General features: G+C 69.4%; 16 protein-coding genes and 2 pseudogenes. 11 read left to right on the top strand and 7 right to left on the bottom strand.

Annotation, left to right across the window (positions count from 1 at the left end; all coding sequences use genetic code 11):
• Positions 1-111 precede the first annotated feature (111 nt).
• The 3 genes from ABZS64_RS36910 to ABZS64_RS36900 all read left to right on the top strand — a co-directional run bounded on the left by ABZS64_RS36910 (position 112) and on the right by ABZS64_RS36900 (position 3,780).
• Positions 112-1,764, top strand: a complete 1,653-nt coding sequence (locus tag ABZS64_RS36910; RefSeq protein ID WP_355839212.1) for a S8 family serine peptidase — start codon at positions 112-114, stop codon at positions 1,762-1,764.
• A gap of 278 nt (positions 1,765-2,042) precedes the next feature.
• Entirely contained in the window at positions 2,043-3,275 is a 1,233-nt protein-coding gene (locus ABZS64_RS36905) for a SpoIIE family protein phosphatase (protein WP_355839210.1), read from the top strand.
• Between the two features lie 172 nt (positions 3,276-3,447).
• The gene (locus ABZS64_RS36900; protein WP_355839208.1) at positions 3,448-3,780 is read left to right on the top strand and encodes a hypothetical protein; all 333 of its coding nucleotides are present in this window, start codon (positions 3,448-3,450) and stop codon (positions 3,778-3,780) included.
• A gap of 146 nt (positions 3,781-3,926) precedes the next feature.
• Here ABZS64_RS36900 and ABZS64_RS36895 read toward each other — a convergent pair whose 3' ends face one another.
• Both ABZS64_RS36895 and ABZS64_RS36890 read right to left on the bottom strand, forming a co-directional pair.
• Positions 3,927-4,985, bottom strand: a complete 1,059-nt coding sequence (locus tag ABZS64_RS36895; protein WP_355839206.1) for a PQQ-dependent sugar dehydrogenase — start codon at positions 4,983-4,985, stop codon at positions 3,927-3,929.
• A gap of 258 nt (positions 4,986-5,243) precedes the next feature.
• Positions 5,244-6,113: a UbiA family prenyltransferase gene (locus tag ABZS64_RS36890; protein WP_355839204.1), complete on the bottom strand. Its 870-nt coding sequence runs from the start codon at positions 6,111-6,113 to the stop codon at positions 5,244-5,246.
• 119 nt (positions 6,114-6,232) lie between these two features.
• On the opposite strand from ABZS64_RS36890, the gene ABZS64_RS36885 reads away from it, so the two are divergent.
• The 4 genes from ABZS64_RS36885 (at position 6,233) to ABZS64_RS36870 (ending at position 9,742) form a co-directional block, all read left to right on the top strand.
• Complete coding sequence (locus ABZS64_RS36885) at positions 6,233-7,288, top strand: 3-oxoacyl-[acyl-carrier-protein] synthase III C-terminal domain-containing protein (protein WP_355839202.1); 1,056 nt, start codon at positions 6,233-6,235, stop codon at positions 7,286-7,288.
• A 13-nt stretch (positions 7,289-7,301) separates the two neighbouring features.
• On the top strand, positions 7,302-7,829 hold the full coding sequence (locus ABZS64_RS36880) for an isoprenylcysteine carboxylmethyltransferase family protein (protein WP_355839200.1): 528 nt from the start codon (positions 7,302-7,304) through the stop codon (positions 7,827-7,829).
• A complete protein-coding gene (locus ABZS64_RS36875; RefSeq protein WP_355839198.1) occupies positions 7,826-8,839 on the top strand; it encodes an FAD-dependent monooxygenase in 1,014 nt (337 codons plus the stop codon). The genes ABZS64_RS36880 and ABZS64_RS36875 overlap by 4 nt, the downstream gene beginning before the upstream one ends.
• Positions 8,840-8,977: 138 nt before the next feature.
• Complete coding sequence (locus ABZS64_RS36870) at positions 8,978-9,742, top strand: DUF2071 domain-containing protein (protein ID WP_355839196.1); 765 nt, start codon at positions 8,978-8,980, stop codon at positions 9,740-9,742.
• Here the strand turns inward: ABZS64_RS36870 and ABZS64_RS36865 are convergent.
• Positions 9,666-10,508, bottom strand: coding sequence for a hypothetical protein (locus ABZS64_RS36865; protein ID WP_355839194.1), 843 nt, complete (start codon positions 10,506-10,508; stop codon positions 9,666-9,668). The genes ABZS64_RS36870 and ABZS64_RS36865 overlap by 77 nt on opposite strands.
• Before the next feature lie 102 nt (positions 10,509-10,610).
• On the opposite strand from ABZS64_RS36865, the gene ABZS64_RS36860 reads away from it, so the two are divergent.
• The gene (locus ABZS64_RS36860; RefSeq protein WP_355839192.1) at positions 10,611-12,098 is read left to right on the top strand and encodes a PLP-dependent aminotransferase family protein; all 1,488 of its coding nucleotides are present in this window, start codon (positions 10,611-10,613) and stop codon (positions 12,096-12,098) included.
• A gap of 162 nt (positions 12,099-12,260) precedes the next feature.
• A pseudogene (locus tag ABZS64_RS36855) lies at positions 12,261-12,552 on the top strand (aldo/keto reductase); the annotation flags it as partial.
• Positions 12,553-12,641: 89 nt separating this feature from the next.
• Here ABZS64_RS36855 and ABZS64_RS36850 read toward each other — a convergent pair.
• Positions 12,642-13,457: an alpha/beta hydrolase gene (locus ABZS64_RS36850; RefSeq protein WP_355839190.1), complete on the bottom strand. Its 816-nt coding sequence runs from the start codon at positions 13,455-13,457 to the stop codon at positions 12,642-12,644.
• 166 nt (positions 13,458-13,623) lie between these two features.
• Positions 13,624-14,007 (bottom strand): helix-turn-helix domain-containing protein, encoded by a 384-nt coding sequence (locus ABZS64_RS36845; RefSeq protein ID WP_355839188.1) that lies wholly within the window; start codon positions 14,005-14,007, stop codon positions 13,624-13,626.
• Positions 14,008-14,099: 92 nt separating this feature from the next.
• Here ABZS64_RS36845 and ABZS64_RS36840 point away from each other — a divergent pair, with 92 nt between their 5' ends.
• Entirely contained in the window at positions 14,100-14,780 is a 681-nt protein-coding gene (locus ABZS64_RS36840; protein ID WP_355839186.1) for an NAD(P)-binding domain-containing protein, read from the top strand.
• Positions 14,781-14,803: 23 nt separating this feature from the next.
• Here the strand turns inward: ABZS64_RS36840 and ABZS64_RS36835 are convergent, their stop codons facing one another.
• Positions 14,804-16,114, bottom strand: a complete 1,311-nt coding sequence (locus ABZS64_RS36835; RefSeq protein WP_355839184.1) for a DUF3533 domain-containing protein — start codon at positions 16,112-16,114, stop codon at positions 14,804-14,806.
• A gap of 309 nt (positions 16,115-16,423) precedes the next feature.
• Between ABZS64_RS36835 and ABZS64_RS36830 the strand changes: the two genes are divergently transcribed.
• Positions 16,424-19,225, top strand: a complete 2,802-nt coding sequence (locus ABZS64_RS36830; protein WP_355839182.1) for a hypothetical protein — start codon at positions 16,424-16,426, stop codon at positions 19,223-19,225.
• A gap of 25 nt (positions 19,226-19,250) precedes the next feature.
• Here ABZS64_RS36830 and ABZS64_RS36825 read toward each other — a convergent pair.
• A pseudogene (locus ABZS64_RS36825) lies at positions 19,251-20,098 on the bottom strand (mechanosensitive ion channel family protein); the annotation flags it as partial.
• Positions 20,099-20,194 lie beyond the last annotated feature (96 nt).

Below are 20,194 nucleotides of genomic sequence, written 5' to 3'. Positions count from 1 at the left end.
CGCCCAAGTACCGTGGAGAGGTGCATCAGCAGGACGCCATCGAAGACGCCTCCGCCCCCCACCACACGAGCACCAGCGAACGCGGCCGCGTCCGAAACCACTCCGGCTTCTGTGTCGGCCCCAGCCGCGTGGGCGGCCGGTACCCGGGCCTACCTGGTCATCACTACGCCGGGCGACACCTCGGCCGTACGCACTGCGGTGACGAACAACGGCGGCACGGTCTTCGCGAACTACGACGCGATCGGCGTGATCGTGGCGCACTCGGCGTCTTCGGCCTTCGCCGGCACCCTACGCGGCGTCAGCGGCGTCCAGATGGTGGGCGCCACCCGGACCTCGGACGTCCCGGCCGACGCGTACAACCCCGCGCTGCCCGCCACTCCCACGCAGGCCACGACCACCCTCACCGAGTCCAACCGCTGGGACATGAGCCAGATCAAGGCCGACAAGGCGTGGGCCGTCACCACCGGCTCACCGGCCGTCAAGGTCGGCGTCCTCGACACGGGCGTCGATGACCTCCACCAGGACATCGCGCCCAACTTCAACGCAGCCGACTCCGTTTCCTGCGCCTACGGCAAGGCGGACACCCGCACCGGCGCATGGCGTGCTGTCGGCGATCACGGCACGCATGTGGCGGGCACGATCGCGGCGGCCAAGAACGGCAAGGGCGTCGTCGGCGTCGCCCCGGGCGTGAAGATCTCCTCCGTCCGCATCGCCGAGCCCAACACCAGCATGTTCTTTGCCGAAAACACCATCTGTGGCTTCGTGTGGGCCGGTGACCATGGCTTCAAGGTCACCAACAACAGCTATTACACCGACCCGTGGATGTTCAACTGCCCGGACAACATCGACCAGGCGGCCATCATCGAGGGCGTCAGGCGCGCCCAGGAGTACGCGGAGAACAAGGGCTCGCTGCAGATCGCGGCCGCGGGCAACTCCAACTACGACCTGGCGAACAAGCGGACGGACTCGTCGAGCCCCAACGACTCCACTCCGGTCAGCCGCACGATCACCAACGCCTGCATCGACATCCCGACCGAGCTGCCGGGGGTGGTGACCGTCGCCGCCATGGGCAACGGCAACGTCAAGGCTTCGTACTCCAACTTCGGCCGGAGCATCATCGATGTCGCGGCACCGGGCGGCGACGGTGCGTCCGGGGTCTACTCGACGCTGCCAGGCGGCAAGTACGGCACGATGAACGGCACGTCGATGGCTTCTCCGCACGTCGCGGGTGTAGCGGCGCTGCTGGCGAGCGCCGACCCGAGCGCCACGCCGGCCGACCTCCGGGCCAGGCTGGCAACCCAAGCCACCGACACCGCCTGCCCCTCCGACAGCCGCTGCACCGGCACGACCGCCACCAACAGCTTCTTCGGTGAGGGCCAGGTCGATGCGCTCAAGGCCGTCGGCGGCACCCCGCCGCCCGGCGCGTACTTCGAGAACACCGCCGACGTCGCCATCGCCGACAACGCCACCGTGGAGTCCCCGATCGCCGTCACCGGCGTCAGCGGCAACGCCCCGGCCACGCTGACCGTCGGCGTGGACATCAAGCACACCTACCGCGGCGACCTCGTGCTCTCCCTGGTGGCCCCCGATGGCACGGTCTACACCCTCGAGGACTTCCCGAACAACGACGGCACCGACAACGTCGCCAAGACATACACGGTGAACGCCTCCTCGGAGGTGGCCGCAGGAACGTGGAAGCTGCGCGTCAGTGACGTGGCCTCCCAGGACACCGGCAAGATCGACGCCTGGAACCTGACCTTCTAGGGGCACGCGCGTCACGGGGCCCCGGGGAGGGCTGTTCACGGTTCCCCCCGGGCCCCATCGGCGTCCGGCCGTAGCCGAGCCGACCCCTTGCCGGGTGACCAGCGATGGTGACTTTATGCGCAGAACCGGTCACGGCCGCGTTGCGCGCGATCAGCCCTGATGCTCGTACCGGCTGTGCTCTGCACACCGGCCGTGCTCTGCTCGCCCGGCCGTGCGTGGTGATCGCTCCTATGGTGGGACACATACAGCGATGGCTCTGGTGTCGAGGCAGGTGGGCCATGCACCAACCGCAGATCGACTATGCCGCGGTCTTCCAGACCGTGCCTGGCCCGATTGCGCTGCTGACCCCGCAGCTGGTGTACGCGGACGCCAACGAGGCGTTCCTGTTGATGTCGGGCCGCACCCGGGAGCAGGTGGTGGGTCACTATCTGTTCGATGTCTTCCCCGACAACCCCAACGACCCGAGCGCCACCGGCATGCGCAGCCTCCAGGCGTCCCTGCTACGGGTGATCGCCGAGGGCGAGCGCGACACCATGGCGCTGCAGCGTTACGACGTCGAGGCCCCGGAGCGGCCCGGCTACTGGGAGCGGCGTTACTGGAGCCCGGTCAACGCCCCCGTGCTGGGCCCGGACGGCTCGGTGGTGCTGATCGTGCACCGGGTGGAGGAGGTCACCGAACTCATCCGCGCCCGCAGCAGGCACAGCAGCCCCGAGAGTGGTGCCCAGGTACTCGAGGCCGAGCTGTACACCCGCGCCCGTGAACTGCAGGAGGTCAACGAACGCCTGCGGCAGGCCCACGCCCGGGAACGTGAAGTGGCCATGGCCCTTCAGGAGGCGATGCTGCCTGCCTTCAGAGACATCGGGCACCACCCGGCAGCGGTGCGCTACAAGCCCGCCACCGGCGCGCTGAATGTGTGCGGCGACTGGTACGACCTGGTCGATCTGCCCGGGGACCGCATCGCCGTCGCTGTCGGCGACGTCGTCGGCCACGGCCTCGAAGCCGCCGGCGTCATGGGCCAGCTCCGCAGTGCCCTGAGCGCTGCCTCCCGCGTCGCCGACGGGCCCGCCAAGGCCCTGGAAGTTCTCGGACTGTACGCCCGCTCCGTCCGGGGCGCCGAGTCGACGACGGCGGTGGAGACCCTCATCGACTGGGACACCCGGACCCTCACGTACAGCAGTGCCGGACACCCCCCGCCCGCCCTGCTCCACACCGACGGCACCGTGCAGTTCCTCGACCAGGCCACCGACCCACCGCTCGGCGCCCGCCCCGAGCACGTCCCCAGGCCCCAGGCCACCATCCCCTTCACCGACGGCGCCACGCTCGTCCTCTACACAGACGGCCTGATCGAACGTCGGCACGAAGACATCGACACCGGACTGGCCCGCCTGGCCGACTCCCTGACCCGCCATCCAGGAGCCACCCCGGAACTCCTCGCCGACGCGCTCCTGGCCGAACTCATCCCACCCAGCGGTGTCACCGACGACACTGCCCTGGTCATCATCCGGCTCTGACTGCATCCGCCCGGCCGCGGCCGGGGAGCATCGTGCACCTCTGGATACGCGGCGCCCCGTTGCGTTGTGACGAGATGCTATTGGCTGCGTTCGGGTGGTAGGTGGCCTCGCCTGCAACTGGGAACCGGTCGGCGGGACTCCTGTAGGTCAGTGACTACACCTGGAGGCCCTGATGAACGTCACACAGGTTTCTGCACCGCTGAAGACCCCCAAGTGGGCGCTCGATGCGTACCGGTTCCCCGGCATGGAGGAATTCGACCAGCAGGATGCCGTCGCGGGAGCCGTTGATGCGGCCGGCGACTACTTCCTGCCCGCCCCTGACCCCATGCAGCGGCTTCCGTACACGCTTCCCGCCCCGGACATGCACCGTCTGAACCTGCACGCTGCCTTGACCACCACGGGGATCGCCCCGCTTCCCGGCGACCTCGACGCCATCAATGTGCTCTGCACACTCGACGACGCCACGCTCACCACTGTCCTGCGATGGATCACTGGCGTCCGATGAGGCGTGCGCTTCCTCGCGAATCGGGATTGGGCCCAGTCTTCACGGCTGGGCCCAATCCCCGTTCCGTACCGGGCTCATGCGAGTTGTCCGCTCCCGTCCAACACCGGCCATGGGCCGACCTCGGTGATCCTTGTACCCCGAGGGTCTCAGGAAGCCGGCGTGGCCAGCTCCACCTCCAGCACCTGGTCCGCACCGTCGGGCTGTCCGCCATTGCGGTCGGTGTTCGTCGTGGTCAGCCACAGCGCGTCCCTGCCCGGGACCTTCTCGACGGTGCGCAGCCGGCCGTAGACGTCCTTGAAGTACGCCGCCGGGGTGCCCACTTCCGTGCCGCTGACCGGAATGCGCCACAGCCGCTTGCCGCGCATCCCGGCCATGTACAAGTTGCCGTCGGCGTAGGTGAGGCCGCTCGGTGAGGCGTCCGCGACCGGCCAGGTCGCCTTGGGGTTGGTCATCCCCTCTGTGGCGCAGGGGCCCACGCACGTGGGCCAGCCGTAGTTCTTCCCCGGCTCGATGAGGTTGAGCTCGTCGTGCTGGTCCGGGCCGATCTCGGATTCCCACAGCCGGCCCTCAGCGTCCCACGTCAGGCCCTCAGGGTTGTGGTGCCCGTATGAGTAGACGTAGTTGTCGAACGGATTGCCGGGCGCCGGCTTGCCTTCGACGGTCAGCCGAAGGATCTTCCCGTTGAGGGAGTTCTTGTCCGGCGCGTTGACGGACCCCCATGCGTCCCCCATCGCGGCGTACAGATAGCCGTCGGGGCCGAACTCCAGACGGCCGCCGTTGTGGATCGGGCCCCTCTTGATGCCGATGAGCAGCTCCGTGTAGGCGCCCAGGGTGGAACCGTCGTACGTCATCCGCGCGATGCGGTTGTCCCCGGCGGTCGTGTGCAGGATGTAGATGTAGTGGTCCTTGTCCCAGGTGGGCGACACCGCGACGCCCATCACGCCGTCCTCAGCGCCGGTGGTGTACGCCCCGGGCACGGTGCCCATGAGTGTCTTCACACCGGCCTGGGTGAGCTTGAAGAGTTTGAACGTCTCACGCTCGCTGATCACTGCCGAGCCGTCGGGCAGCCAGCTCAGTCCCCACGGGGTGGTCCAGTCGGTCGAGACGGTCTTGACCTTGCCGGGTTCGGTCCGCGTTGCGTTTGTGGGCAGCGAGGACGCGCCGTTTCCGGGGCCCGCGTACCCCACGAGCAAAACGGCCACCATGCCCCCGACCGTGGTCACCGCACGCAGCGGCCTCCTCCCGGACGTTCTTCGGCGATTCGTGAAAGTGGACACGGTGCTCCTCCAGAAGGCTCGACGCTGTTCATGGCGGAGCGTAGGTCGACGTCGACCGACAGTGACCAAGGCGGGCCCGCGGGTCACCTGACCGGCCGCTCCCCGGTGGCGGTGCTGTGACGGGCAGTCGTTCCATCCGGCACGGTGTTGGCGGTCGTTCCATTCGGAACGTTGTTGATGCCGGAGCTACGAAAGCGAGGTGCCCCGCACCAGGAGCAGTGCCAGGTCCGCCGCCGCCACGGCGACCGTCCCGGCGAACGCTGCCTTGCGCCAGTAGCGGCCAAGTGCGAGCCCCGCGAACGCCGTCGGCGCTGCCGCAACCAGCGTGGCCGCTCCCCACGCGCCCGGCGGTGGGGCGGGTCCCAGCACCAGTACCGCCGTTGCCGCCACCACGGGGACCGGCAGCAGCAGCCGGGTGCCCGTCACGCCCAGCCGGTGCGGCAGACCGCGGATCCCGACCCTCAGATCATCGAGGATGTCCGGGAGTACGTCGCCCAGATGAGCTGCAAGGCCGAGTAGCGCGCCTGCCGTCACGGCCCACCACGCGGGCCAGGGACGGCCGGGCATGCTCAGGGTCACGACCGCCGGCAGGCTGCCGAAGCCAACCACATACGGGAGCCAGGAAAGCACCGTCGCCTTCAGCTTCACGTTGTACATCCATGCCGCTGCCACCGCGGCGACGTGCACCGTACCGGCGAACAGGCCGCAGGCCAGCGACAGAGGTACACACAGCAGGAGGGCGGCAAATGCCGCCGCCCACACCGCGCCGCGGCTCACGGCACCGTCGGCCACCGGTTTCCCGCGGCGGCCGGCCGCGGCGTCGCGCCGGGCGTCGAATGCGTCGTTGCACCAGCCCACCGAGAGCTGGCCGGCCAGAACAGCCGCGCTGATCAGCGCGCAACGGGCGCCGCCGAGGCGGGCGCTGACGGCGAGTCCGGTGGCCAGGACGGTCACAGCGACCACGGGTCCTGGATGGCAGGACAGAGCCAGCCCGACCGCGCGGCGCAGTGGCCATGCGGACGGGCCGTATACGGGTGACCGTTCCGTGGTGCCCATCGTGCGATCGTAGGCACTCAGAGGCGGGCAGGTTGACAGCCGCACGGGCTACTTGAGGTGTCCCGTACCTGCGCGCGGGCTAGGAATGGGCCCATGATGCCTCCCAAGCGGGAAGCCGGATGACCCGGATCGCAGCTGTTCACGGCTCCCTGGCACCGCACCGCTACACCCAGCGCGAACTCACCGACATGGTGGCTCGCACCTGCCTGACGACGGGCGCCGACCGCCGTGTCCTCGATCGTCTCCACGAGAACGCGCAGGTGCGCACGCGGCACGCGGTGCTGCCGTTGGAGCGCTACGGCGAGCTGGACGGTCTCGGCGCCGCCAACGACGTCTTCATCTCCGCGGCCACGGACCTGGGTGCCGAGGTGGTTCGCGGTGCGCTGCGGACCGCAGGGCTGCGACCTACTGATGTGGACCTGCTGATGTTCACCTCCGTCACCGGAGTGGCCGCGCCCTCCATCGACGCCCGGCTCGTCGGGCGGCTCGGCATGCGGGCCGATGTGAAACGGCTGCCTGTATTCGGCCTGGGCTGCGTCGCCGGGGCCGCCGGCGTGGCTCGGCTGCACGACTACCTGCTCGGCTGGCCCGACCACGTGGCCGTGCTCCTCTCGGTGGAACTCTGCTCCCTCACCTTCCAGCGCAACGACCCAAGGCCCGCCAACCTGGTGGCGACCGGACTGTTCGGTGACGGGGCAGCCGCCGTGGTCGCCGTCGGCGGCCACTCGGCCTCGGCGGTCGGCCCCGAGGTGGTGGCCACCCGCAGCCGCATGTACCCCGACACCGAACGTGTCATGGGCTGGGACATCCGAAGCTCCGGCTTCAGCGTGGTGCTGGATGCGACCATCCCGGACGTCGTGCGCCGGTACCTCGCCGACGACGTCCAGGGATTCCTGGAGGAGCACGGACTCAAGCCGAAGGATGTGGCTCACTGGGTGTGCCATCCCGGCGGTCCCAAGGTCCTGGAAGCCGTTTCCGATGTCCTCGCCCTGCCCGACGGCGCCCTCGACGTCACCTGGCGCTCGCTTGCCAACGTGGGAAACCTGTCGTCGTCCTCGGTCCTGCACGTCCTTCAGGACACGCTGGAGCAGAAGCATCCGGAACCGGGAACGCCCGGTCTGCTGATGGCCATGGGCCCCGGATTCTGCTGCGAACTCGTGCTGCTGCGCTGGTAGGCCGGAGGGCCCCATGATCTGGTACACCGCTCTGGTAATGGCTGTCGCGTGCGAGAGATTCGCCGAACTCGCCTTGGCGCTGCGCAACACCCGTTGGAGCCGGGCACTCGGCGGCATCGAAGCCGGCAGCGGGCACTACCCGGCCATGGTCGCCCTGCACACTGCCCTGCTGGCAGGCTGTCTCGCCGAGGTCCGGCTGGCCGCCCGCCCGTTCCTCCCGCTGTTGGGCTGGACCATGGTGGCCGTGGTCGTCGCCGCTCAGGCGCTGCGCTGGTGGTGCATCCGTACGCTCGGACATCAGTGGAACACCCGCGTCATCGTCGTTCCGGGCCTGCCCCTGGTCACGGGCGGGCCCTATCGATGGCTGCGCCACCCCAACTACGTCGCGGTCGCCGCCGAAGGACTGGCCCTGCCACTGGCCCACGGTGCGTGGGTGACCGCCCTCGCCTTCACGGTGCTCAACGCCCTGCTCATGGCTGTCCGTATCCGGTGCGAGGAGGGGGCGCTGGCCTTCGCGACCGCAGCGGAAGTACGGACATGATCGACGTCCTGGTGGCGGGCGGAGGCCCGGCCGGCCTGGCGGCCGCGATCCATGCCGCTGCGGTGGGAATGGAAGCCGTGGTGGTCGAACCGCGCGCCGCTCCCGTCGACAAGGCCTGCGGCGAGGGAATCATGCCCAGCGGTGCGGCGGCGCTGCGTTCGCTGGGTGTCGAGGTGTCGGGCCGTGACCTGCGGGGGATCCGCTACGTCGATGGTGCCCGTCGCGTGGAGGCAACGTTTCAAGGGCGCCCCGGGATTGGCGTACGGCGGACCGAACTGCACAACGCCCTGCACCAACGGGCCCTGGAACTCGGGGTGAAGATCGTGCCGGGCAAGGTGGGGGAGGTACACCAGAGCCACGACCGGGTCAGTGCGGCGGGGCTGACGGCACGTTGGCTGATCGCCGCCGACGGCCTGCATTCCCCGCTGCGGCGCGAGCTCGGCCTGGACCGCCCGGGCGGTGCACCACGCCGCTACGGCCTGCGCCGCCACTACCACGTCGCGCCGTGGGCGGACTTCGTAGAAGTCCACTGGTCCCGCCGCGGTGAGGCGTACGTGACGCCGGTGGGGGACAACCTGGTGGGCGTCGCCGTACTCAGCCGTGACCGTTGTTCCTACGACGAGCACCTGGCTGGGTTTCCCGCGCTCGCCGCGGCGCTCCTGGACCGGGAGGCGAATCCCGTACGCGGCGCCGGACCGCTCCGGCAGCGGGCGCGCACCCAGTGGTCAGGACGCGCCCTACTGGTCGGTGACGCGGCCGGCTATGTCGATGCCCTGACGGGCGAAGGCATCGCCCTGGCCATGGCGACGGCCGCAGCCGCCGTTCAGTGTCTGGCGGCCGCCCGCCCGCAGGCCTACCCCGTGCAGTGGGCCCGGCTGACACGACGTCACCGACTGCTCACCGAGGCCTTGTTGCGAGCTGCCCGGTACCCCGCCACGGCCCGCCTGATCGTCCCTGCGGCTCACCGCGTGCCGGCGGCCTTCCGGGCGGCGGTGCACGCCCTGCAGTAGGCGCCGCCCGGGAACCCCGGCCGCGCACCCCCATCGCCGGAGACCGCCCGCGCCTCGGCGGGCTGCGTAGTTCTCGAGGCAGTACGGAATGCTCGCCCTGTCCTGAGGCTGCCGAGTGGACTCTGCGATCCTGACAGGGTGCCGCAGACGCCCCGACCACCCCACTCCATCACGGCCGACTCACCGCACCCGTGGGTGAGCCCCATGCTCACCCAGTCCTGGCTGGACCTGGCGTTCTTGCACTGGGCCGCCGATCCGGCCGATGTGGCACCGCTGCTGCCGCCCGAAACGGTTCCCGACACTCTCCACGGGGTCACCTACATCGGACTTGTCGCGTTCCGGATGCACCGGGTGGGCTGGTTCCGCCTCCCCGGCGTCCCCTACCTGGGCACATTTCCCGAGACCAATGTCCGTCTCTACTCGAGGGACGCCCACGGGCGCCGCGGGGTGGTCTTCCGGTCGCTCGACGCCTCCCGGCTGATCCCGGTGGCGGTCGCACGAACGGCCTTCCGGCTGCCGTACGCGTGGTCCCGGATGGCGATCCGGCGAGAGGGCGACTCACTCACCTACACCAGCACGCGGCGCTGGCCCGGACCGCGAGGCGCCCACAGCCGGATTGCCCTGCGGATCGGTGACCGGGTCGAGGACCCCAGCGAGCTCGAACACTTCCTGACCGCCCGCTGGGGCATGCACAACACGTTCTTCGGCCGGTCGGTGTACCTGCCCAACACACATCCGCGCTGGCCCCTTCACCGCGGCGACCTCATCGAGTGCGACGAGAACCTGGTGACAGCGGCAGGACTGCCCGAACCGGCGGGAGAGCCCGTCAGCGTTCTGTATTCGCCGGGCGTCCCGGTACGCTTCGGCCGCCCGGCCCGCCCTGGCGGCATCCCGACCCCATGAGCTTCCCGCAGACCAGGGCGAATGTCGGCCGTTGGCGCTCACCGAGAGCTTCTGTAGGCCAACCAGGGCAGGAAGAACTGGGTGGTCGGGCCGACCGCGAGTGCGTACAGCACGGTGCCGACACCCACGGTCCCACCGAGCAGCCAGCCCACGGGGCGAGCACGGTGATCTCGATCAGGGTGCGGACCAGCCGGATGGAACGCCCGGTTGCGGCGGACGCGCCAGTCATCAGCCCGTCCCGGGGCCCGGGGCCGAAGCGCGCGCCGACGTAGACGGCGACAGACAATCCGTTGAGGAGGACACCACCGACGAGCAGACCGACCCGGGCGGGAAGCCCGAGGTGCTGGGGGATGAGCCAGAGACCGAGGTCGGACGAGTACGCCAGGACGATGATGTTGGCGACGGTGCCGAACATCGGCCTCTGCTTGAGGGGGATCCACAACAGCAGCACGAGAACACCCACGACGGCCGTGATCGTGCCGAAGCTCAGGGACGTGTGGTGCTCGAGACCCTCGTTGAGGACGCTCCAGGGGTTGACGCCCAGCGCGGCCCGGACGGTGAGCGCGAGGCTGAATCCGTACAGGGTGAGTCCGGTGAAGAGCTGGGGCAGGCGTCGTAGCGGACGCTCACCAAGGGCGAGATAGGTGAGTGGGGGCGGCGGCGAAGAACTCCTACGGGGCCTGGGCGCAGTCGCGGTGCGTTCCTCGTGACCGCGCGGGAGTTCGCGTTCAGAGCGGTCCGCGCGGTCCGTGATGTCCTGCTGCATGCCTGGTTGCCTCCATGGTGTGCTCGTGCGCCTTCAAGGCCATTGAGGGCAACTCTGTAGAATGATTGGCCCAGGTAACATGGCCAATCACGGGAGAATGGTGTGGCTGACACGAATCCGTTCCAGCCTGTGGACAGGGCGGGCCGCACGGACCGGACCCTGGGGAGCCGTCAGTTGGCCGCGATGCTGCCCGACCCGGCCGGAGCGAGACCCGCCTACCGGCACCTGGCCCAGGCGATCAGTGCGCTGATCCTGGACGGACGCATCGCACTACACGTCAAACTCCCCGCCGAACGGGAACTGGCCGCCGCCCTCAACATCAGCAGGACCAGCATCACCGCCGTGTACGACTTGCTGCGCGACAGCGGGTACGCGCACAGCCGCCAGGGCTCCGGTACCTGGACGGCCCTGCCGGAAGGCAGTACTCCCAGCGGCATCAGGCGCCTCCTGGCACCTGATGACACCGCGATCGATCTGGCCAGAGCGGCACCCGGACTTCCGGAGCAGACGCTCATCGACGCCCTTGCCCAGGTCACCCCGCAGCTGGCCGAGCACGCGCACACGCCCGGCTACCACCCCTACGGACTGCCGGAGTTGCGCGCCGCCATCGCCGAGCGTTTCACCCAGCGGGGGCTGGCCACCGTGCCCGAACAGATCCTGGTGACCTCAGGCGCTCAGCACGCACTCACGCTCGTCCTTGGGCTGCTGTGCGGCCCCGGCGACCGGGTCATGGTCGAGAACCCGTCCTACCCGAACGCCCTGGAGGCCATGCGGCGCGCACGGCTGCGCACCGTGTCGGTCCCCGTGACCGACGCCGGCTGGGACATCGAGATCATCGAATCGACCTTGCGCCAGGTGGTGCCCCAACTGGCCTACCTGATCCCCGACTTCCACAATCCGACCGGCTGCCTCATGCCCGAGCACGAGCGCGTCCGCGTCCTGCGCGCCGCCGGGCGCGCCGGCACCTGGCTGGTCATCGACGAGACCCTGGCCGACCTGGCCCTCGACGTCGCCGCCCCGCCGCCCTTCGCCTCCCACACGATGCCCGGTGGAACCGGCCAGGTCATCACCATCGGCTCGATGAGCAAGACCCACTGGGGCGGCCTGCGCATCGGCTGGCTGCGTGCCCCCGCGCGGCTCGTCACCGAACTTGCCGAACAGCGAGTCGCGACCGATATGGGTGGCTCGGTCCTGGACCAACTGCTGGCCCTGGCCCTGCTGGCTCGGGCCGGTGAACTGTTGCCGGCCCGCCTGGAACAGCTGCGCCGACAGCGCGCTGCTCTGGCCGCAGCCTTGGCCGAGCACATCCCGCAGTGGACCTGGCGACTGCCGCCCGGCGGTCTGTCGCTGTGGGTCGACCTGGGCGAGCCGGTCGCCTCGGCGCTGGCCGAGCGGGCATTGGACAAGGGCGTGCGGATCGAGAGCGGTGCCTACTTCGCCACCGACCCGGGCATTTTCGAACAGCGGCTCCGCATCCCGTACACAACGTCTTCGGACGCACTGCTCGAGGCTGTCCATCGCATGGCCGCCGCCCTCGCCGATGGCCTCTCGCTCTCGTCCGCTGCCCGACGACCGCACTGGGTCGTCTGACGGTCACGGCACGCGCAGTACGAGCGCCTCTGCGAAGGGCCTTTCGACAGGGGTCACCGCAAAACCCACCTGACCCAGCCGCCCAAGTCGCTTATCGTCAGCGTGATTTCTGGGGAAGCCTCGGCTTGGCCAGGGACGAGGACCACGACATGGAGGTTGATTGTGCGCTACCGCGAACTGGGACGCAGCGGATTGTCGGTGTCCGAGATCGGTTACGGCGCGTGGGGCATCGGTGAGTCCAGCTGGGTGGGTGCCACGGAGGACGAATCCGTACGCGCCCTGCACAGACGATCGCCGAGCTGAAGCAGGAGGGGAAGATCCGCGTGTTCGGCGTCTCCATCAACGACCACGAGCCCGACAGTGCACTCGCACCAGCGGCGTCGTGGACAGTGTGCAGGTCATCTACAACGTCTTCGACCAGGCGCCCGCCGATGCGCTGCTGCCGGCGACCAGCTCGCCGTGCTGGCCAAGCACCGGTGGCAGCGCAACTTCTACGCCTGATCCGCGGGCGCCTCGGCCGGGGCTGGGCGGTACGCGGAGCCGTCACGGCCGTGGCCGTGTCAGGTACTCCGCGATGCGTTCCCCCCAGGTGCGGATGTCAGCGCGAGTCCGGGAGACATGCAGTTCGGAGTGCGGCAGTACTTGGGCCAGCGTTTCCGCGGTCGACAGGGGGTGGCCCCGGTCATCCACCCAGGCCAGGATCAGGCCCGGCCGGTGCAGCGCGGCGATTGCCGTGGGGGCGGGCAGGTCGGACATGGCCAGGCCGCGCAGGACGCACGGCAACACCCGCTCCGCCGGCGTCGGTGGGAATTCGGGAATCTCGGCTACGACCGTGGGGCGAGGCTGATGCCTCTTGGCGGCGAGCCAGGCGTCCACTCCCTCGCGTTCGATGGTCTCAGCTGATTCCAGGTTGTCCCGTACATGCGCCTCCCGCGTCGCCCAGGCCGTGGGCGGGATGAGAAGGACCAGTCGGGAGAACCGCCCGGGCGCCTGGACAGCGGCGTGCAGCACGGTGGCGCATCCCATCGACGCACCCATGGCGTTGACAGGCCCGGCGGCGCCCAGGTGATCGAGCAGGGCCAGCAGATCGTCTGCGAGTGAAAGATAGGTGTAGTCCGTGTCCACGGGTTCGCCGGTGGATCTCCCATGCGCACGTGCGTCATAGCGGACCAGGCGCTGCCCCGCGTCCACGACGGGCGCCCAGTCGAACAAGCCCATCTGGTCCTCGGTGGCCTGACTGACAAACCCGCCGTGCGCATACACAGCCAGAGGGCCCTGACCGGCATCGTCGTAGACCAACTCAGCCCCGCGATGCCAGAAGCGGTCTTCCCTGACCGTGCGTCTTCCCGCTGCGCTCATAGCCGCGCCTCGTCTCGGCACCTGTGCATCAATCGTACGACTATGAGATCACGGACCACCGCCGGAGCCCGGGCTTCCCCGGAAGCATCACCGTCGCCCCGGCGCCAAGGGCGGAACGACGGCCTCAGGGGGCGATGACGAGCCGCTCGATGCGTCCGCCGCGTAATCAAGATCCCTTCGACTGCAACTCCTGGCGGCGCGCTTCTGCGCGCTCCTGGATCCTGACGATCTCGTCTCCGTGCTGGACTGCCCATCGCCCGAGCGCCTCGATCGGCTCCAGCAAACTGCGTCCCAGGGTGGTCAGTTCGTACTCGACGCGTGGAGGCGCCTCCCGGTAGCTGCGCCGGGAGACCAACCCGCTGTGTTCCAGCCTGCGCAGCGTCTCGGTCAGCACCTTCGAGCTGATGCCGCCGATCTGCTCCCGCAGCTCACGAGGCCGCCGCGGCCCTTCGCTCAGCGCCCACACGACGACCGGGTTCCAAATGTGTGCAACCAGATCGAACGCGAGCCGGGCACGGCAGTCGGCATCGAATCCTTCGTCGTTCTCCACAGCTCGCAGTATCCCCCCGGCGTTGGGCACCGAACGGTGCCCATCGGACTTCCTACGGTGGTCTCACATCCGCACGACACGTAGGAGCACGCATGCGCATCAGCATTCTCGGAACGGGCAACATGGGCGACGCACTCGGGACACAGTGGGCCCGGGCGGGCCATGAACTGACGGTCGCCGGCCGCGACATGGACAAGGCCGCGGCATTGGCGCGGCGTCTCGGCCCGGCTGCGCGGGCCGGCACGTGGGCGGAAGCCGCGGCATTCGGCGACGTCGTACTGCTGGCAGTCCGCGACCATGGCATCCCGGCTGTCCTGGAGGCGGTGGGTGCGGCGGATGGCGCGTTGCGCGGGCGCGTACTGATCGACTGCACCAACCCTGTGGTGCCGGGGGCCTTCACCCTGGTGGAACCTCATAGCTCGTCGATGGCCGCACGTATCGCGCAGAGAGCGGTCGGCGCCCATGTAATCAAGGCGTTCAACCTGTGCCATGCGGACGTCTGGCGGATGACCCCGCCGCTGTTCCACGGCCGTCCTCTGTCCGTGCCGCTGTGCGGTGACGACCGCGACGCCCTGTCGACCGTGTCCTCCCTGGTCTCCGACCTCGGCTGCGTACCGGTTCTGGGCGGCGGCCTGGAGCGGGCAGGCCTGCTGGAATCGACGGCGGCTTTCATGATGGGCCTGTGGATCAACGCGGGCGCCGACGCCCAGGCGGTGCTGCCGCCACTGGAGTTCGCCATGGGGGAGCCCGGGGGACTGAACGACAGGCCCTAGTACCGCGATTCGCGGCAACAGTGTCAGCTGCTGGGCGCGGGTTGCTCGGCGTGCTCCGGCACGATGCGGTGCAGGCCCTTGCGGTCGTAGTACCTGGTCATGGCAAAGCCGAAGAGGAGTGCTGCCACAAGTCCGATGGCCATCATCGTCCAGCCCCGGGTGAGGCCGGCGTCGGCCCGCGCGTCGAAATACAGGATGGCGCGGACCCCGTCGGTGAGCTGACGCATTGGTTCGAAGTAGGAAAGGACCCGATAGAAGGTGGGAAGAGCCTGCAGCGGGATCGTGGCTCCGGAGGACGGCAGCGACAGGGCGATGAAGACGAACATGCTCACCAGCTGCCCGATCCCGCCGAACGCGGCGTTGAGGGCTTGGACGCCGATTCCCACCGTGGCCGAGGCGCACACCGAGAAGAGCCAGAGCAGCGGGATGTGGGAGGCGTCCATGCCCAGGATGGCGACACTGGCGAGGAGGATCAGACTGGACGTCAGCACGGACAGGGCGACCGACATCGCGCTGGTGACCATGAGCGTCTGCGTGCGCGAGATGGGCACCGTTGGCAGCTGTCTGCGCATGGGCCCGATCTCACTGGCGGCGTAGCCGAGGGCGACGTCGACGCTGTTGCTGATCACGTTGCCGCCCAGGAAGCCGACCAGAACCAGCAACAGCGTGTAGTAGAAGGCGCTCAGCCCGAGGCCGCTGTGCGCGCCGATCGGATGCCCCACCGTCACCTTGACCGAGACCGGGTCGGCGAGCAGGAGCCGCTCGGCGTTGGTCACTTGGCCGCCCTTGGCCTGGAGGCGGTCGGTGAGCGAGCGGCCCAGTTGTGTCGATGCCGCGTGACCTGCCTGTTGGGCGATCGAGGTGGCCAGCGACGAGCCCAGGCTGCCGGCGGCAGGATTGGTCAGCACGGTCATCGTCGGCCTGTCCGGTGCCTTCTGCCCGGCGGACTCCAGGGATGCCACCGAGGCGGTGAAGTCGCCTGGCACTTCGAGGACGCTGTACAGCTTGCCCGAGGCCAGACCGTCTCTGGCCTCGGCCGCGCCCAGCAACCGCCAGGAGACCTGGTTCCGGGGGTCCGGCGAGGTGTTGATGCCCGCAATGAGCTGAGCGCCCACGTTCACCCGCTGACCCGTCACCACGGCACCGCGGTCGGCGTTGACCAGGCCGATGGGCATCCGATGCAGATTGCTGCGGGGGGTGAGGATGCCGCCCATGTAGATCAGGGAGAGCAGCAGGGACACCACTCCGACAATGACGGTGGGCAACACCCAGATCTTCGGGTTCCGCAGCACCCGCCCGGCGGTCGTCCCCGTCGGGGTTTGGTTGGAAGGCATGGGTCTCCTCGGGGCGAAGCAGCCGGTACCGACTGTCCATACACGGCCTTTTGCGACAGTTAAGTCAGACCTGTCGGCGACGGCGAGACGCCTCGCCGGTCCCTCCGGGGACGTTGTCCGGGTGCGGGCGCGGAAGGCGCAGGTGACCTTCGGCGGAATCGGCCCGACTTCTCGTCAATTCTCGCCATAGGCTGCAAAGTTCGCGATGTGAGGCAACCCCTTGGCATCAGTGGCCGTCCTCCGGGGGCGGGGGAGGCCCCGGAGATCTCCTGGGGTTCTTGGGCAGGGCCGATGACGAGGAGGACCACCTTGATCCGTGTCCCGCGCATGGTGACCGCCGCGGCGATACTCGCGCTGGCGATGGGGTCGCCGGGGCTGGCGCACGCGTCTCCGGACTTACCCAACGCTCAGCAGTCCGCACATCCCATGTCGTCCGTACCGCCGGGAAGCCCCGACGACCGACTCCCGGTGGGTTGGCAGATCACCGGTACAGGCGCCGGGAAACAGCTGGTCTGGCACGCGCCCGACGCGGTGCCCATGGGCGATGCCCGTGTCGAGTTCTACGCTGGGGACAGGCTCCTCGGCCGGCCGGTGGCAGCGGAGGACCGGCGTACGTTCCGGCTGAGGCTCGACGGCACGGGCATCGGGCCGGTGAGCGGACTGCAGGCGCTGGCCGGTGGACGCCGTCTTGACGCGGCCGGGTCGGCCTCGACCCCGCACCCCGCCCGCCCCACCACGCCGGCGCAGCCGACAACTCCCTTGCCCGTGAACCCAGTCGACCCCGGCACCCCCGGGCACTACCGCACCGTCAGCGGCGAGTACGCGCTGAAGTCTGTGCGAATACCCGGCTTCCCCGCCCCGGTGGAGATGCGCGCCACGGTGGTGGCACCGGCCGACGCCCCGGGACGCCGACCGCTGGCGCTGTTCCTGCACGGCCGCCACTACACCTGCTTCAAGGGTCAGGTCGACCAGAGCGGTGACTGGCCCTGCAAGGCCGGCACACAGCCGGTGCCGAGTTACCGAGGCTATCTGCGCGACCAGAAACTCCTTGCCTCCCAGGGCTACGTGACGGTGTCCATCTCCGCCAACGGCATCAACGGGCAGGACCACCTCGCAGAGGACGGCGGCGCGCAGGCCCGCTCGTCCCTGGTGCGGCTGCACCTCGCCCGCTGGGCGGACTGGGCCGCCGACCGGGACAAGGCACCGGCGGCTGTCCGCGCCGCCTCGCCTGCCGACCTGTCCCGGGTGCTGCTCGTCGGCCACTCCCGGGGCGGGGAGGGAGTCAACCGGGCCGCGCTCGACAGCATCAACCGCCCGCCCGCCGATCAGGACGGATACCGGGGCCCGGTGCGCTGGCACATTCGCGGCACCGTCCTGATAGGTCCCACGATCTTCGGGCAGAACCCGGCCCCCGACGTGCCCTCCGTGACCATCCTGCCGGGCTGCGACGGCGACGTGTCCGACCTCCAGGGCGAGATCTACGTCGACGGCACACGCGGCATCAGCCGCGGTGCTGCCTTGCACAGCGCGGTCTACATCGTCGGTGCCAACCACAACTTCTTCAACAGCGAGTGGACACCGGGGCAGGCGCAGGCACCGGCCGACGACGACTTCTGGGCCGGTGAGACTCCGGACCCGCTGTGCACGCCGGGCAGGAAGACCCGCCTGACCGCCACTCAGCAACAGGCCGCGGGCGCCACGTACATCGCCGCGGCGGCCCGGCTGTTCGTCGCGGGTGACGACGGGGTGCGCCCGCTGCTGGACGGCTCGAACCGGCGCGCGCCCTCGGCGGGCGCCGCGCGGGTGCTCACTCACGCCGTCGGCGCGAATCGAACGCCCGCGTTCCTGCCGGACACCTCGGTCGCCGTGGACGGCGGCCGGCTGTGCGCGCAGGTGGATCCCGACCCGGCCGCCGCCTGCCTGCCATTCGACGGTGGCGGGGCGTCGCCGCACTTCGCCGGCTGGGAGACGCCGCGGGAGCCGGGCCGGTACGCGGTCGCGATGCGCTGGTCGCATCCGGGTTCCGCGGTGCGGGTACGCCCCGCACAACCGGTCTCCGTGGCGGGCGCCGAGGCATTGGCACTGCGGATGATCGTGCCGCCCAACACCATCGGTACCCAGCTGGACATCACTCTCGCCGACACCTCGGGACGGCGGGCGACGCTCGGCCGGGCCCTCATCGACGGGCTGCCGGGAACCGAGCGGACGACTTCCTACTGGGGGCGCGAGATCCGTGTGCCGCTGTCGGCCGCCGTCCGGGCCGGGCTGGACCTGAAGCATGTGACAGCCCTGGAACTGACCCCGCGCAACGGGTCCGGGCGGGCGTGGCTGATGGACGCCTGGGGCTGGCGCCCCGGCACACCAGCGGTGCGGCCGGCCGTACTGCCGCGCGTCGACATCGGCCGGATGACGGTCAAGGAAGGGAACTCCGGAGTCCGTACCTACCGGGTTCCGGTACGGGTCTCCGGGCACGGCAGCGGCCAGGTCCGGCTGTTCGTCGCCAGGCCGGGCTCGGACGAGGTCACGTCCCGGACGGTGACGGTCGGTCCGGGCAGCAGTGGCATCGACGTGCCGGTCAGGGTGCGGGGCAACACCCGCTACGGCTCCGACATCTCGCACGACGTGTTCGTCAAGGCGGTCCGCGGCGCTGTGGTCGGCTCCCACCACGGCGGGGTGGCCGTGAAGAACGACGACCCCAGGCCCACGGTCAGCGTGACCCCGGTTGCGGACCGGGTCACTGAGGGACAGAGCCTGACCTGGCGGGTGTCGCTGTCCGCGGTCGCCGACGTGGACGTGGAGGCCGGATTCACCCTCCTGCCGGTCGGCGGCGGCACGGAGTTGTCCACCGTGGATGTCGACCAGCACTGGCTGGAGAACAAATTCGGTGAGTCGCCGAGCCCGGCCCGACCGCTGTCCAAGGTGGTGGACGATCCGTACCTGGCGGTCACCGTGCCGGCCGGCAAGCTGAGCGCCGAAGTGACCGTGCCCACCGTCACGGACGGAGTGACCGAGCCGGAGGAATCGCTGCGGATACGGCCGATCAGCTACAACCAGTCCTGGGAGCCGCAGGAAGGCCCGGTGTTCACCGGCAGGGTGCGGGACGCGTCGTAGGCAGGATGCGCGATCAGCACGAATGTCACGCCGCCACCCGGTTTCTGAGCCGAGTCACACCCGGGGGCTCCCGTGCGCCGGTGCGGGCATCGGCTCCGGCGCCGGGCGCTGGTGGGGGATCGGCAGCTCTCCCTGCTGCACGGCAATGGTCCGTGTCGGAGCGGGAACGCTGATGCCCTCGGCACGGTAGCGCCGGTGCAGGCGCTTGATGAACTCGTGCTTGATCCGGTACTGGTCACTGAACTCGCCGACCCCCAGGATCACGGTGAAGCTGATCCTGGAGTCGCCGAACGTATGGAAACGAACGGCCGGTTCATGGTCGGTCAGGCCACCGTCGATGTCCGCCATCACGCTCTCGACGACCTCAGTGGTGACCCGCTCGACATGGTCCAAGTCGCTGTCGTAGCCGACTCCTACCTGGACGTTCAGCGTCATCTGCTGGTCGGGCCTGTGGAAGTTGGTCATGTTGGTGCCGGACAGCTTCGTGTTGGGGATGATCACCAGGTTGTTGGAGAGCTGGCGCACCACAGTGTTGCGCCAGTTGATGTCGACGACATAGCCCTCCTCGCCGCTGCTGAGCCGGATGTAGTCACCGGGCTGCACCGTTCTGGAAGCAAGGATGTGCACACCGGCGAAGAGGTTGGCCAGGGTGTCCTGCAGGGCCAGGGCGACTGCCAGACCTCCCACGCCCAGCGCGGTGAGCAACGGCGCGATCGAGACGCCCAGTGTCTCCAGTACGACAAGGAAACCCATGGCCAGCACCACAACGCGTGTGATGTTCACGAATATGGTGGCCGACCCGGCGACACCGGACTTGGACTGCGCCACGGCCTGCACCATCCCGGCGACGATCCTCGCAGTCGTGAGGGTCGCGGGGGTCTGTCAAACGAGCGGTGTAACTGGGGTTGTTGGTTACTGACGGGCTGCTGAGAGTCGGCCGTCGAAGGTGATGTCGAAAGCGTTCAGCGC

Origin of the sequence: Streptomyces sp. NPDC005408 (genome assembly GCF_040606445.1) — a bacterium.
Classification (GTDB): Bacteria; Actinomycetota; Actinomycetes; order Streptomycetales; family Streptomycetaceae; genus Streptomyces.
The sequence above is the reverse complement of the archived record's forward strand: the minus strand, read 5'-3'. Positions and strand labels throughout refer to the sequence as shown.

Coding starts and splice junctions, on each gene's coding strand:
- ABZS64_RS36905 (WP_355839210.1), top strand. CDS start 2,043: ATGCACCAACCGCAGATCGACTATGCCGCGGTCTTCCAGACCGTGCCT.
- ABZS64_RS36900 (WP_355839208.1), top strand. CDS start 3,448: ATGAACGTCACACAGGTTTCTGCACCGCTGAAGACCCCCAAGTGGGCG.
- ABZS64_RS36895 (WP_355839206.1), bottom strand. CDS start 4,985: ATGGTGGCCGTTTTGCTCGTGGGGTACGCGGGCCCCGGAAACGGCGCG.
- ABZS64_RS36890 (WP_355839204.1), bottom strand. CDS start 6,113: ATGGGCACCACGGAACGGTCACCCGTATACGGCCCGTCCGCATGGCCA.
- ABZS64_RS36885 (WP_355839202.1), top strand. CDS start 6,233: ATGACCCGGATCGCAGCTGTTCACGGCTCCCTGGCACCGCACCGCTAC.
- ABZS64_RS36880 (WP_355839200.1), top strand. CDS start 7,302: ATGATCTGGTACACCGCTCTGGTAATGGCTGTCGCGTGCGAGAGATTC.
- ABZS64_RS36875 (WP_355839198.1), top strand. CDS start 7,826: ATGATCGACGTCCTGGTGGCGGGCGGAGGCCCGGCCGGCCTGGCGGCC.
- ABZS64_RS36865 (WP_355839194.1), bottom strand. CDS start 10,508: ATGCAGCAGGACATCACGGACCGCGCGGACCGCTCTGAACGCGAACTC.
- ABZS64_RS36850 (WP_355839190.1), bottom strand. CDS start 13,457: ATGAGCGCAGCGGGAAGACGCACGGTCAGGGAAGACCGCTTCTGGCAT.
- ABZS64_RS36840 (WP_355839186.1), top strand. CDS start 14,100: ATGCGCATCAGCATTCTCGGAACGGGCAACATGGGCGACGCACTCGGG.
- ABZS64_RS36835 (WP_355839184.1), bottom strand. CDS start 16,114: ATGCCTTCCAACCAAACCCCGACGGGGACGACCGCCGGGCGGGTGCTG.